The sequence below is a fragment of the Cellulomonas avistercoris genome (genome assembly GCF_014836445.1).
Lineage (GTDB): Bacteria > Actinomycetota > Actinomycetes > Actinomycetales > Cellulomonadaceae > Cellulomonas > Cellulomonas avistercoris.
The window spans coordinates 130,612-147,298 of sequence record NZ_JACSQV010000010.1 but is presented as its reverse complement, the minus strand read 5'-3'; the positions used below and the strand labels follow the sequence as shown (position 1 = coordinate 147,298).

The window sequence follows — 16,687 nt, the reverse complement described above, 5'->3', positions numbered from 1 at the left end:
GTCACGGCTCAGGCGTCCCGACGGCGCAGGAGCACGGCGCCGACGACGACCGCGGCCACGGCCCACGCGACCAGCACGCCGTAGCCCTCCCAGGGGCCGAGCACCGTGCCCTGCGATCCCGAGATCACGGAGCCGGTGGCGTCGTGGGTGATGAGGCGCCCGCCCGCGGCCGACGGCAGGAGCGTGGCGAGGTCCTGCACCGGCTTCCACGGGATGTAGGCGAACGCGGGCTCGATGACGAAGACGAGGCCGAGCACGGTCGCGATGCCGGCGGCCGAGCTGCGCAGGATCGCGCCGATGCCGTACGCGAGGGCTGCCATGGCGGCCAGGTACAGCGGCACGCCCAGCATGATCCGCAGGTGGTCGGGGTTCGCGAGGTCGACCGTCATCTGCAGCTTCTCGAACCACGGTGCGACGGACGCCCAGCCCGCGAGGGACCCGACGAGGCCCGTGGCGAGCACGAGACCGACGACGACGACGAGCTTGGCGAGCAGCACCGGCACGCGGGTGGGCGCCGCCGCGAGGGTCGAGCGGATCTGGCCCGTGCGGTACTCGGCGGTGATGACGACGACCGCGAGCCCGGACAGGACGAGCTGGGTGAGCGTGAGCCCGGAGGTCGCGTACACGGGCCCGACGAACCAGTCGTCCGGGGCGTCGTCCGCGATGCCGGAGACGCTCGAGGCGCGCATGGCACCCATGAGCGGGAAGAACGCGACGGCGAGGAGCGCGGTCCACCACGTCGAGCGCAGCGAGCGGATCTTGACCCACTCGGACGCGACGAGGCGGCCGAAGCTCACGGGCTGCACGACGGTGCGGGGCCGCGTGCGGCTGGCGGGCAGGGACGTGGCGGGCGTGGCGGTGGTCATCGGTGGGCTCCTGCGACGGGGCGGGTGGTGGCGTCGGCGGCCGTCGAGCGGTACTCGACGGAGTCGCCGGTGAGCTGCAGGTACGCGTCCTCGAGGGAGGCCTGCACGGGGGCGAGCTCGTGGAGGACGATCCCGGCGCTCGCGGCGAGCGCGGCGACCTCCGGGGCCGTGGTGCCGGTGACGTCGAGGACGTCGGTGCCGGTGGACGCGAGCTCGATGCCGGGCCGCGTGGCGAGCAGCGCGGCGAGGCGGCGGACGTCGGGCGTCCGGACGCGCACGGCGGGCTTGCCGGCCAGCGCGACGACGTCGGCGACGGGGGCGTCCGCGACGATCCGGCCCCGTCCGATGACGATGAGGTGGTCGGCCGTGAGCGCCATCTCCGACATCAGGTGCGACGACAGGAAGACGGTGCGGCCCTCGGTGGCCAGGCCGCGCAGCAGGGTGCGGACCCACAGGACGCCCTCGGGGTCCAGGCCGTTGACCGGCTCGTCGAGGATGAGCGTCTGCGGGTCGCCCAGCAGGGCCGCGGCGATGCCCAGGCGCTGCCCCATGCCGAGCGAGAAGCGTCCGGCGCGCTGGCGGGCGACCGGCGTCAGGCCCGTGAGCTCCATGACCTCCTCGACCCGGCGCTTGCCGATGCCGTGCGTCGTGGCCTGCGCCAGCAGGTGCTCGCGCGCCGACCGCCCGCCGTGCACGGCCTTGGCGTCGAGCAGCACGCCCACCTCGCCGAGCGGCGCGCGGTGCTGCGCGTACGGCTTGCCGTTGACGGTGACGCTGCCGGCGCTGGGCCGGTCGAGCCCGACGACCATGCGCATCGTCGTCGACTTGCCGGCGCCGTTGGGGCCCAGGAAGCCCGTGACCTTGCCCGGCTGGACCGTGAAGTCCATGTGGTCGACGACCGTCTTGTCGCCGTACCTCTTGGTCAGACCGATGGCCTCGATCATGCGTCCTCCTCGTTCGGGTGTGGTTCGAACGTACGGAGAGCGCCGCGCCACGGGGACGCCCGCAAGGCGCATCTGTGCAGGCCCGCGGCATACGCCGCAGGGATGACCCGCGTCCCCCTGCGGTGCCTCGCCCGGCGAGGACGCGGCGGGTCAGGCCGAGCGTGAACCGGTCGTCGAGACCGTCACCGCCCGGTGCGGCATCACCTGAGCAGCACCGAGCGCGGCCCGAGGGGATCCGCCACGTGCGGGTCCCCTCGGGCGCGTCCGCGACCGCAGGTCGACGTGCGTGCTCAGGCCGACGTCGCCCGGGCGGGCGTGGCCACGTGCGGCGCGGGCGACGTCTGCGCAGGGACGACCGGGCCGGTGAGGCCGAGCTCACCTGCGAAGTGGCACGCCGCCCACCGTCCGGGGGTGATCTCGCGGAGGCGGGGCTCGTCGGTCGAGCACACGGGCTGCGCGTAGGGGCAGCGCGGGTGGAAGTAGCACCCGGAGGGCGGGGACGCGGGGTTGGCGACCTCACCCTTGAGGACGATCGTGGGACGGGTCCGCTCCTCGTCCGGCACCGGGGACGCCGACAGCAGGGCCTCGCTGTAGGGGTGCAGCGGCGTGGAGAAGAGGTCGTCCGTGGGCGACAGCTCGACGACCTGGCCGACGTACATGACAGCGACCCGGTGCGCGAGGTGCTCGACGACGCCGAGGTCATGGGTGATGAAGAGGTACGACAGGTCCAGCTCGCGCTGCAGGTCCTTGAGGAGGTTGAGGATCTGGGCCTGGATGCTCACGTCCAGCGCGGACACGGCCTCGTCGCACACGATGAGGTTGGGCCGGCAGGCGAGCGAGCGCGCGATCCCGACCCGCTGACGCTGCCCGCCGGAGAAGGCGTGCGGGTAGCGCGAGAGATGACGCTCGCCGAGGCCGACGAGCTCCAAGGTCTCGATCACCCGTCGGCGGAGCTCGGCGCCGCGCAGGCCCAGGTTGTTCGCCAGTGGCTCGGCGACGATCTCCTCGACCGTCATCCGGGGGTTCAGCGACGAGTAGGGGTCCTGGAAGATCATGTGGAAGTTGCGGCGTGCCCGCTTCAGCTCCGCGGGGTCGGCTGCCGTGATGTCGGTCAGCGTGCCGCCCTCGCCGCGGATGCGCACGGTTCCGGCGGTGGGCTCGACGGCGCGGACGATCATGCGCCCGAGCGTGGTCTTGCCCGATCCCGACTCGCCCACGACACCGAGGGTCTCGCCCCGGGTGATCGTCAGGGAGACGTCGTCGACCGCGTGCACCGCACCCTTGGTGCGTCCCCACATGCCTCCCCGGACGGGGAAGTCCTTGCTGAGGTGCTCGACCTCGAGGACGACGTTCGTGCCGGTCGCCGCCTCGGCGCCGGGCGTCGAGGTTGTGACGTCAGACATGGCTCCACTCGCTCTCGTCCTCGGTGACGTCCGAGTACAGGAAGCACCGGACCTCGTGGTCCCGGTGCGGGTCGGGACGTGACATGGCGGGGACCGTGGCGTCGCACACGCCCTCGATCGCCTGCGTGCACCGGCTGGCGAACCCGCACTGGGGCGCCAGCCCGATCGGCACCGGGACGGATCCCTCGATCGACTCCAGGCGCTCCACGCGCCGGCCCGGCTTCGGCACCGACTGGAGCAGCCGCCGGGTGTAGGGGTGCAGGGGGTTGGCGAACAGCTCCTTGGTCGGCCCGGACTCGACGACCTTGCCCAGGTACATGACGTAGACGCGGTCGACGTGCTCGGCGACGACCCCGAGGTTGTGCGTGATGTAGAGCACGGACATGTGCTCCTCGGCCTGGAGGTCCCGCAGCAGCTGCAGGATCTGCGCCTGGATCGTCACGTCCAAAGCGGTGGTGGGCTCGTCGGCGATGAGGAGGGCGGGACCGCACGCCAGCGCGAGGGCGATCATCGCGCGCTGGCGCATGCCCCCGGAGAACTCGTGGGGGTACTGGTCGACGCGTCGCTCCGGGTCGGAGATCCCGACGCGTCGCATCAGGTCGACGACCCGCGCCGCGACCTCGTCGTCGTCGAGCTCGGTGTGCTCCTGCAGGACCTCGGCGATCTGCGACCCGATGGTGTGCACGGGCGAGAAGCTGGCCATCGGCTCCTGGAAGACCATGGACACCTCGTTCCCGCGGATGGCTCGCAGCTCCTCGGAACCGGGCTCGAGGGCGAACAGGTCCTGCCGCGAGCCGTCCTTCAGCCGGACCCAGGCGGTGCCGTCGACGATGTCGCCCGGCTCCTGGATCAGACGCAGCAGCGAGTGCGCCATCGTCGACTTGCCGCAGCCCGACTCGCCGATCACGCCGACGGTCTCCCGCTCCCCGATCGTGAGGTCGACGCCGTCGACGGCTTTGACGACCCCCTCGTCGACGAAGAAGTACGTGCGCAGGTTCTTCAGGTCCAGCAGGGTCATGTCGGGTTCTCCGGGGGTGCGTCGTCGCGCGCCTGGTCGCGGGGTCGAGCGGGCGGGGAGGGGGCGATCGGGTCCGACCGGGGCGGCCCGATCGACTTGCGCGCCACCGGCTGGCACTCGACCTCGGTGACGAGGCCGTGCCCGGTCGGTGGCGCGTCACCTGCCGGCGTGCCGGCGATGAGGAGGTCGACGGCGGCACGACCCATCTCGTAGTAGGGCAGACGCACGGTGCTCATCGCCGGGACGGCGTGCGCGGAGAACTCCGCGTGGTCGTCGTAGCCGACGACGGACAGGTCCTCGGGGATCCGCAGGCCGCGTTGGTAGGCGGCGTAGTACACACCGACCGCCATGCGGTCGTTCCCGGCCATGATCGCGGTGGGTGGGTTCGGGCTGTCGAGCAGCACCGTGGCGTGACGATGGCCGCTGTCGGTCTGGTAGTCGCCCCACCGCACCAGGGTCCGGTCGTAGGCGATGCCGGCCGCGCGCAGCGCGTCGCGGTACCCGAGGCGCCGTTGACCTGCCGCCCAGGTCTCCCGCAGGCCGTTGATGAAGCCGATCCGGGTGTGCCCCGCGGCGAGCAGCAGCTCGGCCGCGCTCCGGCTGCCGCTCCGCTCGGCGGGCAGCACGGAACGGTGCCCGTCGCGGGAGAAGCAGTTGAGCAGGACCAGCGGAATCGAGTCGAACGCGGCGGGCACCTCGACCTCGCGGGTGAAGGCGGTGGTGACGATCACCGCGTCGAACTGCCTCGCGAGCACGACCTCCACCGCGTGCTCGGCGAGCGCGGCGTTGCCGCCGGTCGTCATCGTGGTGACCATGAACCCGCCTGCCCATGCCCGCTCCTGCATGCCGCGGATCGTGGAGTTCTCGTAGGGCACGGCCGTGAGCTCGTCCGTCAGGACGGCGATCGAGTGCGAGCGCTGGGTGCGCAGGCTCCTCGCCTGCAGGTTCGGCCGGTAGTCGAGCAGGCGGACGGCCTCCAGCACCTTGTCGCGTGTGGCCTGCGTCAGGGTCTGCGCCTTCGGGTCGTCGTTCACGACGAAGGAGACGGTGGCGCTCGACACGCCGGCGAGTCGAGCGACCTGAGCCATGGTCGTTCGCGGGCGAGACGTCGGTGTCTTCACAGCGGGGGCCTCCTCGGTTGGTTAAAGGGATAACAGCAGCTAGACCGGGCCGTCAACATGTTGAGCCACCTGAGTGATCCAGCCTGCTAGCGGCGTTGACGGCGAGCGGAGGCGCTGTTAGAACTGGCCCGGTTAAACGTCTAACAGGGACGTCACCAGGAAGCCTGTCCGCCTGGGGAGCAGCCCTCGGCACGGCGAACCTGGTCCGAGCAAAGGAGCTTCGGGAGATGAGTAGCAAGAGCGCCAAGCGCCGCAACCGGCGGATCGTGGGCGGTGTCGTCGCCGCCGTCGTCGTGGGCGGGGTCGCGCTGGCCGTCGTGAACCGCGACGACGGTGGCGGTGACGCGCAGCCTGCCGCCGCCGAGAACATCACGCCCTCAGCGCGCGGCTTCCTCGAGCCGCCCGCGCTGGCGGACCGGGTGTCCGCCGGCGAGCTGCCGCCGATCGACGAGCGGATCCCGTCCGAGCCGTTCGTCGTCGGGCCCGGCGTGCTCCTCGAGGAGGAGCACCTCGACTGGGAGGACGGCCGATACGGCGGGACGCTCGAGTTCGCCGCCATGGGTGCGAGCGGCTTCGTCAACATCGTCGGCACGACCGTCCTGCGCTCACCGGGGCAGACCACCGAGGAGAGCGCGCCGAACGTCGTGAGCGGCTTCGAGGTCGACGACGACTACACGACGTTCTCCTTCACGCTGCGCGACGGGCTGCGGTGGTCGGACGGCGAGCCCGTCACCACCGAGGACGTCCGCTTCACCCTGGAGGACGTCTACGGGGACCCCGAGGCCGACCGGCCCGCGCCCAGCTGGTTGTACACCGCGGGCGACCCGAGCAAGAGCCTGGCGAACCTGGAGGTGCACGACGAGCTCTCGTTCACGCTGACCTTCGACGAGTCGTACGGGCAGTTCGTGGCCGACCTGAACTCGTGGATCCCCAGCTACGCCGAGCTGATCAAGCCCGCGCACTACCTCAAGCAGTTCCACGCCGCCCACGCCGACGCGACCGAGCTGGCGGCGCTGGTCGAGGAGAGCGGCCGCGGGGACTGGCAGACGCTCCTGGACTACAGGGACGTGCCGCACTGGGAGGTCGGTGAACCGCGCGCGCTCGGCATGCCGACCCTCAACGCGTGGGTCCTGGACGAGTCGGGGGAGAACCTCACCCGGTACGTGCGCAACCCGTACTTCTGGCACGTGGACGCCTCCGGGCACCAGCTGCCCTACATCGACGAGATCGTGGTGAACCGCGTCGTCGACTCGGACGCCCTCACCAACGCCATGCTCGCGGGCCAGGTGTCGCTCGCCTCCGGCGGCGAGGTCGCGCTGAACAACATGCCCGTGCTCAAGCAGAACGCCGAGCGCTCCGGGTTCCGCGTCTTCACCACAGGGTCCTTCAACAACCCGTTGCAGCTCTTCCTCAACCGCGACTACGAGTGGACCGAGGCCGGCAGCCAGTGGCAGGCGGTCATCTCCGACCCCCAGCAGCGCTTCCACCGGGCGATCGCCGCCGCCATCGACGACGAGGCGATCAACGACGCCGTCTACTTCGGGCTGTACGGGGACCTCGACCCCTCGTGGCGTTCCTTCGACCCTGCTCAGGCCGGCGCGTTGCTGGACGAGCTCGGGATGACGCTCGGGTCGAACGGCATGCGCACCTACCCCGACGGGTCGCCCTTCTCCCTGGGCATCACCTACCCCGTGGGGTCGAGCGACGTGAACCCGGTGGCGGAGCTCCTGCGGTCCCAGCTCGCGGAGGTCGGCATCCGTGTCGAGCTGACGTCGCTGGAGGAGTCGCTGTTCAACCAGCGCAAGGAGACGAACCAGGTCATGGCCTCCCTCATGATCAACGACGGCCCGGGCTGGGCGTCGGGGATCTCCGAGGACTACCTGCCCAACCACAAGGGTCCGTGGGCGCCCGAGCAGTGGCAGTACTTCCTCTCGAGGGGTGAGCGCGGCCGCCCGCTCGAGCCCGCCATGCAGGAGTTCTTCGAGCTGCACACCTCGCGCAAGCAGGTGCCGCCGCAGTCGGACGAGGGTGTCCGGCGGTGGGAGGAGCTCGTGGGCTGGTTCAAGGAGAACCACGCGTTCATCCCGCTGACCGGGGCGCAGGTCACGCCGACCATCGCCGACGTCCGCCTGCGCAACCTCCCGAAGGAGGGGTCGCCGGTGAACCTGGACGTGTACATCGGGTCGCCCGGCCTCTGGTTCGACCAGGACTGACGGGAGACATCTCAGCCATGCACGGCACGACATCCAGATCCAGTACGGAAAGGGGAGCGGCGTGACCCGCTTCGTGATGCGCAGGCTTCTGCTGCTGATCCCTTTCTTGTTCCTCATCTCCGTGGTCGCCTTCGTGATCATCCAGCTCCCGCCCGGCGACTTCGTGGACACCTACGTCCGCAATCTCGAGGCGCAGGGCGGGACGGTGAACGCGGCGCAGACCGCAGCTCTGCGAGCGCGCTACGGACTGGACGAGCCCATGTGGCTCCAGTACTGGATCTGGATGTCGAACCTGCTGCAGGGCGACTTCGGCAACTCCTTCCTGTTCGACAGGCCGGTCGCCGACGTGCTGGCCGAGCGGGTCCCTCGCACCGTCGCGCTGGCAGTGGCGTCCATGACGGTCACGTGGCTCATCGCGATCCCGGTCGGCATCTTCTCGGCGCTGCGCAAGTACTCGGTCGGAGACCACGTCGCCACCTTCCTCAGCTTCGTCGGCGTCGCGGTGCCCCCGTTCCTGCTGGCGCTGGTCGGGATGTACCTGGTGTTCGACCGCACCGGCTTCCTCATCACGGGCCTGTATTCCCCGGAGTTCCGCTCCGAGCCGTGGTCGCCGGCGAAGGTCGGCGACCTGCTGAAGAACACGTGGCTGCCGATCGCGGTGCTGGCTGTCACCGGCGCGGCGGGCACGATCCGGGTGCTGCGGTCGTCCCTGCTCGACGAGCTGAAGAAGCTGTACGTCACCACGGCCCGCGCGAAGGGGCTCCCGGAGCACAAGGTGATCCTCAAGTACCCCGTCCGCATCGCGATCAACCCGCTGATCTCGACCATCGGGTGGATGCTGCCGGCCATGGTCGGAGGAGAGGTCGTGGTCTCCAAGGTGCTCAACCTGCCGACGACCGGACCGGTCCTGCTGGAGTCGATCCTCGCGCAGGACATGTACCTGACCGGGGCGATCGTGCTGATCCTCAGCGCCCTGACGATCATCGGGACCCTGCTGTCGGACATCTTGCTCGCGGCCGCCGACCCGCGCATCAGGTACCAGTAGAAGGCCAGGAGAAGACCATGACGCTGGTTGACGGGCCCGTCGACGCACCGCCCTCGGAGCACTACGTCAGAGACAGGGGAAAGGCACGCCTCAGGAGCCTGGAGTCCCGCCGGGGCGTCCGGGCGAGGAAGGTGCAGGAGCGGCTGCGGGACGCCTCGCAGGGCCGGTTGGTGTGGCACCGGTTCCGCAAGCACCGGCTCGCGCCGGTCGCGCTGGTCCTCCTGGTGCTGCTGTACGTCGTCGCGCTGCTGGCCGACTTCGTCGCCCCCTACCGCGTGCAGGACAGGTTCCCCGACCAGCAGTTCTCGCCGCCGACCCTGGTCCGCGTGATCGACCGGGACGGCAACCTGCACCTGCCGTTCATCTACGAGACCGGGACCACCCTGAACCCGGACACGTTCGCCTACGAGACGACGATCCCGGAGGACGCCGAGCGCATCCCCGTACGCCTCTTCGTGCCGACCGAGCCGCGCGACTTCCTGGGCCTCACCATCGACCGGGCACTGTTCGGTACCGCTGAGGGGTCGCAGCCGGTCCTGCTGTTCGGCGCTGACAACCTGGGCCGCGACCTGTTCTCGCGCATCGTGATCGCCTCGCGCGTGTCTCTTCTGGTGGGGCTCGCGGGTGTGGCGATCAGCTTCGTCCTCGGGGTCGTCCTCGGCGGCGTCTCGGGGTACTTCGGCGGCCGGGTCGACGCGGTCGTCCAGCGCACCATCGACTTCATCATCAGCATCCCGCTCATCCCGCTGTGGATGGCGTTGTCGGCCGCGATCCCGCGGTCGTGGAGCGGGATCCAGACGTACCTCGCCATCACCGTCATCCTTTCGCTGGTGGGGTGGACCAACCTTGCGCGAGTCGTGCGAGGCAAGGTCATGTCGTTGCGTGAGGAGGACTACGTCACGGCAGCCCGGATCTCGTCCGCGAGCCACGGGCAGGTGATCGCCAAGCACCTGCTGCCCGGCGTGACGAGCTTCCTCATCGTGCACGTGACGCTCGCGGTCCCCGGCATGATCCTCGGCGAGACGACCCTCAGCTTCCTCGGTCTGGGCATCACCGCGCCCGACGTCAGCTGGGGCACCTTGCTGCAGCAGGCCCAGGACGTCACGGTCGTGGCCAACTACCCCTGGCTCCTGCTGCCGGCGCTGGTCCTGGTCTACGCCGTCGTGCTGTTCAACTTCGTCGGCGACGGCTTGCGCGACGCGGCCGACCCGTACTCGCGGTGACCGACCCCGCCGCGCCCACGCATCTCAGGAGAGCACCCCGATGAAGGCCTTCTACAAGCCCCGGCACGGCGTCGTGGGGGACTGCATCCCCCACCACGCGGACGGCCGGTACCACCTGTACTACCTGCGCGAGTACCGAGACCTCGACAGCTTCGGCTGGGGAAGTCCTTGGCACCACGTCTCGACCACCGACGGCGCGACCTTCGTCGACCACGGCGAGGCGATCGCCAAGGGCTCCGAGACGGACCAGGACCCCGGTGTGGGCACCGGCTCGGTGTTCACCGATGACGACGCCACGCACCACATCTTCTACACCGGGATCAACCCGCGCTTCCGGGACGAGGAGCGCCGCGAGCAGGTGATCCTCCACGCCACGAGCACGGACCTCGACCACTGGACGAAGGACCCCGGTTTCGCGCTCGCCGCGGACGAGTCCCGCTACGAGCGTCACGACTGGCGGGACCCGTTCGTCTACCGGCACCCCACGACGGGTGAGGTCCGGATGCTCGTCGCGGCCCGGACCCGTCACGGGGAGCCCAGCGGTCGCGGCTGCACCGTCGCGCTGCGGACGGCCGACCTGCGCACGTGGGAGGTGGTCGACGACTACGCGCCCGGGCGCTACCACGGGCACGAGTGCCCGGACCTCTTCCAGATCGGGGACTGGTACTACCTCGTCTTCTCGGAGTACACGACGCACACGGTGACGCGGTACGTCATGAGCCGGAGCCCGGACGGGCCGTGGCACGCACCCGTGGACGACCAGTTCGACAACCGCGCGTTCTACGCGGCCAAGTCCGCCGCGCCGGCGGAGGGCGGCCCCCGGCTGCTGTTCGGGTGGAACCCCACCAAGGAGGGCGGCCGCGACGACGGCGAGTGGCAGTGGGGCGGCAACCTCACCGTCCACGAGGTGCTCCAGCGCCCCGACGGCAGCCTCGGCGTCCGTCCGCCGCGTGCCCTCCTGGACGGCTTCGCGGAGCGGACCGGCGACGGCGCCACGGTCGAGCTCGACGGGACGCACGCGCGCAGCAGCGCCGTCGCCGGCCCGCTGCCGTCGACCGCGCTGGTCGAGGCACGGGTCACCGTCGGCTCGCCGCACGGCAGCGCGGGGGTGCTCCTGCACACCGACGCGAACGGTCACGGGGGGTACTTCCTCCGCCTGCACGCCGGCCGGCAGGTGATGCAGCTGGGCAAGGTCGGCGGGTACCGCAGCTGGTTCGTGGACCACTTCCCCGAGCTGGACCGTCCGCTGCGCATCGTCCCCGGGCGTGCCGTCGACCTGCGCATCGTGCTCGACGGGTCCGCGGTCGTCGTGTACGCCGACGACGTCGCGCTCAGCGGGCGCCTCAACGAGCGCGCCGGCGGGTGGTTCGGCGCGTTCGCGGACGGCGCGGGCGCCGCGTTCCAGGGTCTGGGCGCGCGCGCGCGGACCGCGGACCGCGTCTGACGCGCCTCCCAGGGCGGCCGCGTGTGCCGCCCTGCTCTGTTCCTCTTCCCCCTTCTCGCGGTCCCCTGCACCTGGAGGTCTCCCTTGTCTGCGTTCTCCACTCTCCCCGATCTGAGCAGCGGCCTGGTCTCGCGCTCGATCACGGCCGAGAACCCCACCGGTGGGGTGGGGGCCGGAGGACGCGCCGCCTCCGACCTCGGCCCCGGCCGCAAGGGCCGGCCCTGCCTGACCCTGCCGCAGGGCGTCGAGACGACCCTGGCGGACATCGACGGCGCCGGGACGATCACCCACCTGTGGTTCACCGTGGCCGACCACACCGAGGCGGTCGGGTTCGTGCTGCGCGACCTCGTCGTGCGCATGTACTGGGACGGGGAGGAGACCCCGAGCGTCGAGGTCCCCCTGGGGGACTTCTTCTGCTGCGGCGCGGGCGCCCGCACGCTGGTCACGTCGGCCCCGATCGTCGTCGCCCCGTCGGGTGGCTTCAACAGCTACTTCTCGATGCCCTTCGGATCCAGGGCCCGGATCACCGTCACCAACGAGCACCCCGTCGACGTCGACGGGTTCTTCTTCCAGGTCGACTACACGCTCGACCCGAGCGGCGCCTCGAGCCCGGCGCGCTTCCACGCCCAGTGGCGCCGGGAGAACCCGACCACGCTCGGCGTCGACTACACCGTCCTCGACGGGGTCTCCGGCGCGGGCGCCTACATCGGGACGTTCCTGTCGGTCACCTGCCTGGAGCGGTACTGGTACGGCGAGGGTGAGGTCAAGTTCTACCTCGACGGCGACACCGAGCACCCCACGATCTGCGGGACCGGCCTGGAGGACTACGCCGGCGGCGCCTGGGCGTTCCAGGACCGGCTGTCCTCCGACGTCGAGCCCGAGGTCCTGACCTTCAGCGCCCCGTACTGCGGCTACCCGCAGCGCCTGGTGAACGACACCTCGCGGCAGTCGCTCTACGCCACGCCGATGGCGCCCGTCCACAGCATGTACCGGTGGCACCTTCCCGACCCCGTCTACTTCCAGGACTCGATCCGCGTCACCCTGCAGCAGATCGGGCAGACGGGCCCCGGGCTCTTCGAGCGCAGCGACGACGTCGCGTCGGTCGCCTACTGGTACCAGACGTCCGGACGCAACGAGCCGCGCGTCTTCCCGGCGCGCGACCAGCGCCGCCCTCGCTGACCGCAACCGCTCACCGCTCCGCCGAGCCGCCCGCGCCGGCCCGCACCATCCGAGAGAGACACATGAACACGCCCGACGCCTGGCAGCACGCCTTCCACCTGACCGTGCCCGACCACTGGCTCAACGACCCCCAGCGCCCCGTGTACAGCCAGGGTGCCTACCAGTACTTCTACCTCTACAACGGCGACTTCCCCGAGCCCACCGGCACGTCCTGGCGTCGGGTGTCGACCACGGACGGGGTCCGGTTCCAGGACCACGGCGTCGCGATGGACAAGTGGTCGCAGCCCAACCGCGACCTGTGGTCCGGGTGCCTGGTCGTGGACGAGGACGGTACCGCGGGTCTCGGCGAGGGTGCCGTCGTCGCGCTGGTGACGCAGCTCGACCGCGCCAGCGGCGCCGACGCGCAGGCCCAGTTCCTGTGGTACTCCACCGACGGCGGGGTGACCTTCACGAACCTGTCGGACACCCCCGTCCTGGCGAACCGTGGCTACGAGCACTTCCGGGACCCGAAGGTGGTGCGCGTCGACGACTCGTGGGTGATGGTCCTGGCGGAGGACACCGACCTCGGTTTCTACGCCTCGCAGGACCTCAGGAGCTGGCAGGAGGTCAGCCGGTTCCACGAGGACCGGATCGGCATGCTCGAGTGCCCGGACCTCTTCCGCATCACGGCCGACGACGGCACGGCGCACTGGGTGCTGGCCGCGAGCCCGCAGCACTCCGTGCCCGGACGCGCGGACCGTCCCGGGACCTACGCGTACTGGGTCGGCGACTTCGACGGCACACGGTTCACCCCCACGGTCGGCGAGCCGCGGTGGCTGGACTTCGGCTTCGACTGGTACGCCGCGGTGACCTGGCCGGTGCACGACCAGGACGGCCGCGAGACGTCCGACCGGCGCTGGGCGATCGGCTGGATGAACAACTGGGCGTACGCCACGCAGGACCCCCCGACGTGGACCGACGCCGGTTACCACGGCATCGACTCGGTCGTGCGCGAGCTGACGCTGGCCCGGACGGACGACGGTTACGTGCTCGTCTCCCGGCCGCTGCACGAGCTGGCCACTGTCCGGACGCCGGTCCCCGTCGGGCCCGGGGTGCAGCGCGCCCCTGCCGCTGCGTCGGTCACCGCACGGGTCTGCCCGGGCGCCCGTGTGCGGGTCAAGGTGTCCGAGGACGGCACGCGCGGTGTCGACGTGCTGGTGACCGCGACCGAGATCCTCGTCGACCGATCGAGCCAGGGCTGCCCCGGCGACGGGGCGCTCGCCGTGGCTCGCGCGCCGTGGCGCGGCGGCCCGGTGGACCTGGAGATCCTCGTCGACCGCGCGACGGTCGAGGTGTACGCCGACGGCGGGCGCATCGCGCTGAGCATGCTGACCTTCGCGGCCGCGGACGACACGGGGATCGAGCTCGTCGAGGGCGACGGGTCGATCCGCGACGCCGCGGTCGCGGAGGTCCGTGCCACCGCGCTGGAGGCCGCGACCGGTCGCCAGGACGTGCGATGACCGCGTCACCACGGGCGCCGGGGACGTGGTCGCCGCGACCGTCGATGCACTTCACCGCCCGGGAGACGTGGCTCAACGACCCCAACGGCCTTGTGTTCCATGACGGCCGGTGGCACCTGTTCTTTCAGAACAACCCCTCCGGCGGCGACTGGGGGAACCTGTCCTGGGGGCATGCGGTGTCCGACGACCTGCTGTCGTGGACCGAGCTGCCGGTGGCGATCGAGGCCACGCCGGAGGAGATGGTGTTCTCCGGCAGCGTCGTGGTCGACCACCACGACACGGCGGGCCTCGCGGGCCCCGGGCATACCGCGCTCGTCGCCGTCTACACCAGTGCATACACCGAGGCGTCGCCGCGGGCCGGCATCCAGGCGCAGTCCCTCGCGTACAGCGTCGACGGGGGCAGCACCTGGCAGCGTTACGACCACAACCCGGTGCTCGACATCGGGTCCGGCGAGTTCAGGGACCCGAAGGTCTTCTGGCACGGCGGCGCCGACGGCTGGTGGGTCATGGTGGCCGTCGAGGCGACGGACCGCCGCGTCGCCATCTACTCCTCGCCCGACCTGGTGGCGTGGACGCTGGAGTCGCGCTTCGGCCCGGCGCACGCGGTGGACGGCGTCTGGGAGTGCCCGGACCTGATCCCCCTGCGTGTCGAGGACACGGAGGAGGTGCGGTGGGTCCTGGTGGTGAGCCTCAACCCGGGCGCGATCGCCGGTGGCTCGGGCACCCAGTACTTCGTCGGGGACTTCGACGGTCGGACGTTCACACCCGACACCCTCGTCGAGGACGGGCGGCTCGAGGACTTCGACTGGCTCGACCACGGCCCCGACTACTACGCGGGCGTGACCTTCAGCGGCGCCCCCGACGACCGCCGCGTCACCATGGCGTGGGCCGGCAACTGGTCCTACGCGGCCGCCACTCCGACAGCCCCCTGGCGTTCCGCGATGTCGCTGGCCCGCGACCTCCGTCTCGTCCGGTGCGCGGACGGGCGCCTGCGCGTGGCGCAGCGACCGGTGCTGCCGCCCGCCGGCGAGGTCCCGCCCGACACCGCGGTGCACCAGGTGCGCGTTCCGCTCGGCGTCGGCGAGAGGCACACGCTCACGCTCCACGCGGACGACCCGACGTGCTCCGACGAGGTCCGCATCACGCTCGACGGGAGCAGCCGGACCCTGACCTGCGACCGGTCCGGCAGCAGCCGCACGCCGTTCCACCCCGACTTCCGCGGGGTGTTCACGGCGCCCTTGCACGGCGACGGGCCGGTGGACCTGACGGTGGTGGTCGACGGCTGCGTCCTGGAGCTCTTCACGGGTGACGACCTGACGACCCTGACCTGCCTCGTCTTCCCCGACGCCCCGCTCACGCGGCTCAGCACGGGGGAGCGACGTCCGTGAGCGGTCACGCCTCGCCCATGCCGCCCCCGTTCCTCGTCGTCGGCGAGAGCGTCGCCGACGTCATCAGCCCACGGGGCGGCCGTCCCACGACCCACCCGGGTGGCAGCCCCGCGAACGTCGCGTACGGACTGGCGCGGCTCGGCGAGGCCGTCGAGCTGCTCACCGAGCTGGGCGACGACGAGGACGGCATGCTGCTGCGCACGCACCTGGAGCGTGCGGGGGTCGGTGTCCGGGTGGGGCGACCCGACCCGGCCCGCCGGACGCCCCGCGCGACAGCGGTGCTCGACGGGACGGGCGCCGCGCGGTACGAGTTCGACATCGAGTGGGCTCTCGACCCTGCGGCCCCGGCTCCTCGCTGCCGTCACCTGCACACCGGTTCGCTGGCCGTCCTCCTCGAGCCGGGGGCGTCGACCGTCCGCCAGGTCGTCGACGAGGCCCGGGTCGAGGCGACCGTCAGCCTGGACCCGAACATCCGCCCTGCGCTGTCGGGGTCGCCACCGGAGGCTCGCGCGCGTGTGGAGCGGCTCGCCGCCGTGGCCGACATCGTCAAGGCCAGCGACGAGGACCTGCAGTGGCTGTACCCGGGCGACACCCTCGACGCGGCGGCCGGGCGACTCCTGCGCTGCGGGCCGGCGCTCGTGGTCGTCACGCGGGGAGCGGCGGGCGCGTGCGCCCGCACGGCCGCCGGCATGGTGGACGTCGCCGCGCCGCCTACGCGTGTCGTCGACACCGTGGGGGCTGGTGACTCCTTCATGGCAGCGATGCTGCACGAGCTCGCGCGGCGCGACCTCGTGGGAGCCGCGCGCCGTTGTCGGCTGCGCGAGCTCGACGCCGATCTCGTGAGGCAGGTGCTCGGCGTCGCCGCCCGAGCCGCCGCCGTCACCGTCTCGCGCGCAGGCGCCGCGCTGCCCACGCGGGACGAGCTGCGGGCCTGAGGGCCATCACGGCTCCCGCGCCACCGGTGCGGGCCCGCCCGGCTGCGCCGCGTGACGCGCGGCGGGACCGGGGCCTCGCCGGACGCGACGGTCCGCACCCCGGCGGCGAGCGCGGCGGGCGCGCTCCGGGCGACAGGCACGGTGCGGTGTGTGACGCTCGTGTCCCGACGACAGGGAGGTCACCGATGTCCGTTCCCGACGACACCGCCACCCCGACGCCCGACGACACCACCGCCGCGACGCCCGACGCGTTCCCGGACCCCGTCACCGCGACGGCCCCCGAGGCCGACCCGGCGCCGGACGAGGACCCGGCGGGCGCCGACCAGCCGGCCGACGAGGGCACGATCCTGCCGATCCCCGGCAACCGGGCGAGCAGCGGCTTCGCCTGACGAGCACACGACGACGGTGG

General features: G+C 71.6%; 14 protein-coding genes. 9 read left to right on the top strand and 5 right to left on the bottom strand.

The genetic code is table 11. The annotated features are described in order from the left end of the window. Window positions 1-8: 8 nt before the first annotated feature. From H9657_RS12790 to H9657_RS12770, 5 genes are all read right to left on the bottom strand, one after another. Window positions 9-866 carry an ABC transporter permease subunit gene (locus H9657_RS12790; RefSeq protein WP_191783794.1) on the bottom strand — a complete coding sequence of 286 codons (858 nt, stop codon included), beginning with the start codon at window positions 864-866 and terminating at the stop codon, window positions 9-11. Next, on the bottom strand, window positions 863-1,810 hold the full coding sequence (locus H9657_RS12785) for an ABC transporter ATP-binding protein (RefSeq protein WP_191783793.1): 948 nt from the start codon (window positions 1,808-1,810) through the stop codon (window positions 863-865). Before H9657_RS12785 ends, H9657_RS12790 begins: the two co-directional genes overlap by 4 nt. A gap of 290 nt (window positions 1,811-2,100) precedes the next feature. Next, window positions 2,101-3,213 (bottom strand): ABC transporter ATP-binding protein, encoded by a 1,113-nt coding sequence (locus H9657_RS12780; RefSeq protein WP_191783792.1) that lies wholly within the window; start codon window positions 3,211-3,213, stop codon window positions 2,101-2,103. Further along, on the bottom strand, window positions 3,206-4,231 hold the full coding sequence (locus H9657_RS12775) for an ABC transporter ATP-binding protein (RefSeq protein ID WP_191783791.1): 1,026 nt from the start codon (window positions 4,229-4,231) through the stop codon (window positions 3,206-3,208). Before H9657_RS12775 ends, H9657_RS12780 begins: the two co-directional genes overlap by 8 nt. Continuing rightward, entirely contained in the window at window positions 4,228-5,319 is a 1,092-nt protein-coding gene (locus H9657_RS12770) for a LacI family DNA-binding transcriptional regulator (RefSeq protein ID WP_225215237.1), read from the bottom strand. The genes H9657_RS12775 and H9657_RS12770 overlap by 4 nt, the downstream gene beginning before the upstream one ends. Before the next feature lie 260 nt (window positions 5,320-5,579). On the opposite strand from H9657_RS12770, the gene H9657_RS12765 reads away from it, so the two are divergent. The 9 genes from H9657_RS12765 to H9657_RS12725 all read left to right on the top strand — a co-directional run bounded on the left by H9657_RS12765 (window position 5,580) and on the right by H9657_RS12725 (window position 16,667). Then, window positions 5,580-7,565 carry an ABC transporter substrate-binding protein gene (locus H9657_RS12765; RefSeq protein WP_191783790.1) on the top strand — a complete coding sequence of 662 codons (1,986 nt, stop codon included), beginning with the start codon at window positions 5,580-5,582 and terminating at the stop codon, window positions 7,563-7,565. A gap of 61 nt (window positions 7,566-7,626) precedes the next feature. Then, entirely contained in the window at window positions 7,627-8,610 is a 984-nt protein-coding gene (locus H9657_RS12760) for an ABC transporter permease (RefSeq protein WP_191783789.1), read from the top strand. 131 nt (window positions 8,611-8,741) lie between these two features. Further along, the gene (locus tag H9657_RS12755; RefSeq protein ID WP_318241475.1) at window positions 8,742-9,833 is read left to right on the top strand and encodes an ABC transporter permease; all 1,092 of its coding nucleotides are present in this window, start codon (window positions 8,742-8,744) and stop codon (window positions 9,831-9,833) included. 40 nt (window positions 9,834-9,873) lie between these two features. Continuing rightward, the gene (locus H9657_RS12750; RefSeq protein WP_191783787.1) at window positions 9,874-11,277 is read left to right on the top strand and encodes a glycoside hydrolase family protein; all 1,404 of its coding nucleotides are present in this window, start codon (window positions 9,874-9,876) and stop codon (window positions 11,275-11,277) included. Window positions 11,278-11,361: 84 nt separating this feature from the next. Next, window positions 11,362-12,456: a glycoside hydrolase family 172 protein gene (locus tag H9657_RS12745; RefSeq protein WP_191783786.1), complete on the top strand. Its 1,095-nt coding sequence runs from the start codon at window positions 11,362-11,364 to the stop codon at window positions 12,454-12,456. 62 nt (window positions 12,457-12,518) lie between these two features. Next, the gene (locus H9657_RS12740; RefSeq protein WP_191783785.1) at window positions 12,519-13,955 is read left to right on the top strand and encodes a glycoside hydrolase family 32 protein; all 1,437 of its coding nucleotides are present in this window, start codon (window positions 12,519-12,521) and stop codon (window positions 13,953-13,955) included. Then, window positions 13,952-15,343, top strand: coding sequence for a glycoside hydrolase family 32 protein (locus H9657_RS12735; protein ID WP_191783784.1), 1,392 nt, complete (start codon window positions 13,952-13,954; stop codon window positions 15,341-15,343). The genes H9657_RS12740 and H9657_RS12735 overlap by 4 nt, the downstream gene beginning before the upstream one ends. Further along, window positions 15,340-16,278 (top strand): carbohydrate kinase family protein, encoded by a 939-nt coding sequence (locus H9657_RS12730; RefSeq protein WP_318241474.1) that lies wholly within the window; start codon window positions 15,340-15,342, stop codon window positions 16,276-16,278. Before H9657_RS12735 ends, H9657_RS12730 begins: the two co-directional genes overlap by 4 nt. A 185-nt stretch (window positions 16,279-16,463) precedes the next feature. Next, on the top strand, window positions 16,464-16,667 hold the full coding sequence (locus H9657_RS12725) for a hypothetical protein (RefSeq protein WP_191783783.1): 204 nt from the start codon (window positions 16,464-16,466) through the stop codon (window positions 16,665-16,667). Window positions 16,668-16,687: the final 20 nt, after the last annotated feature.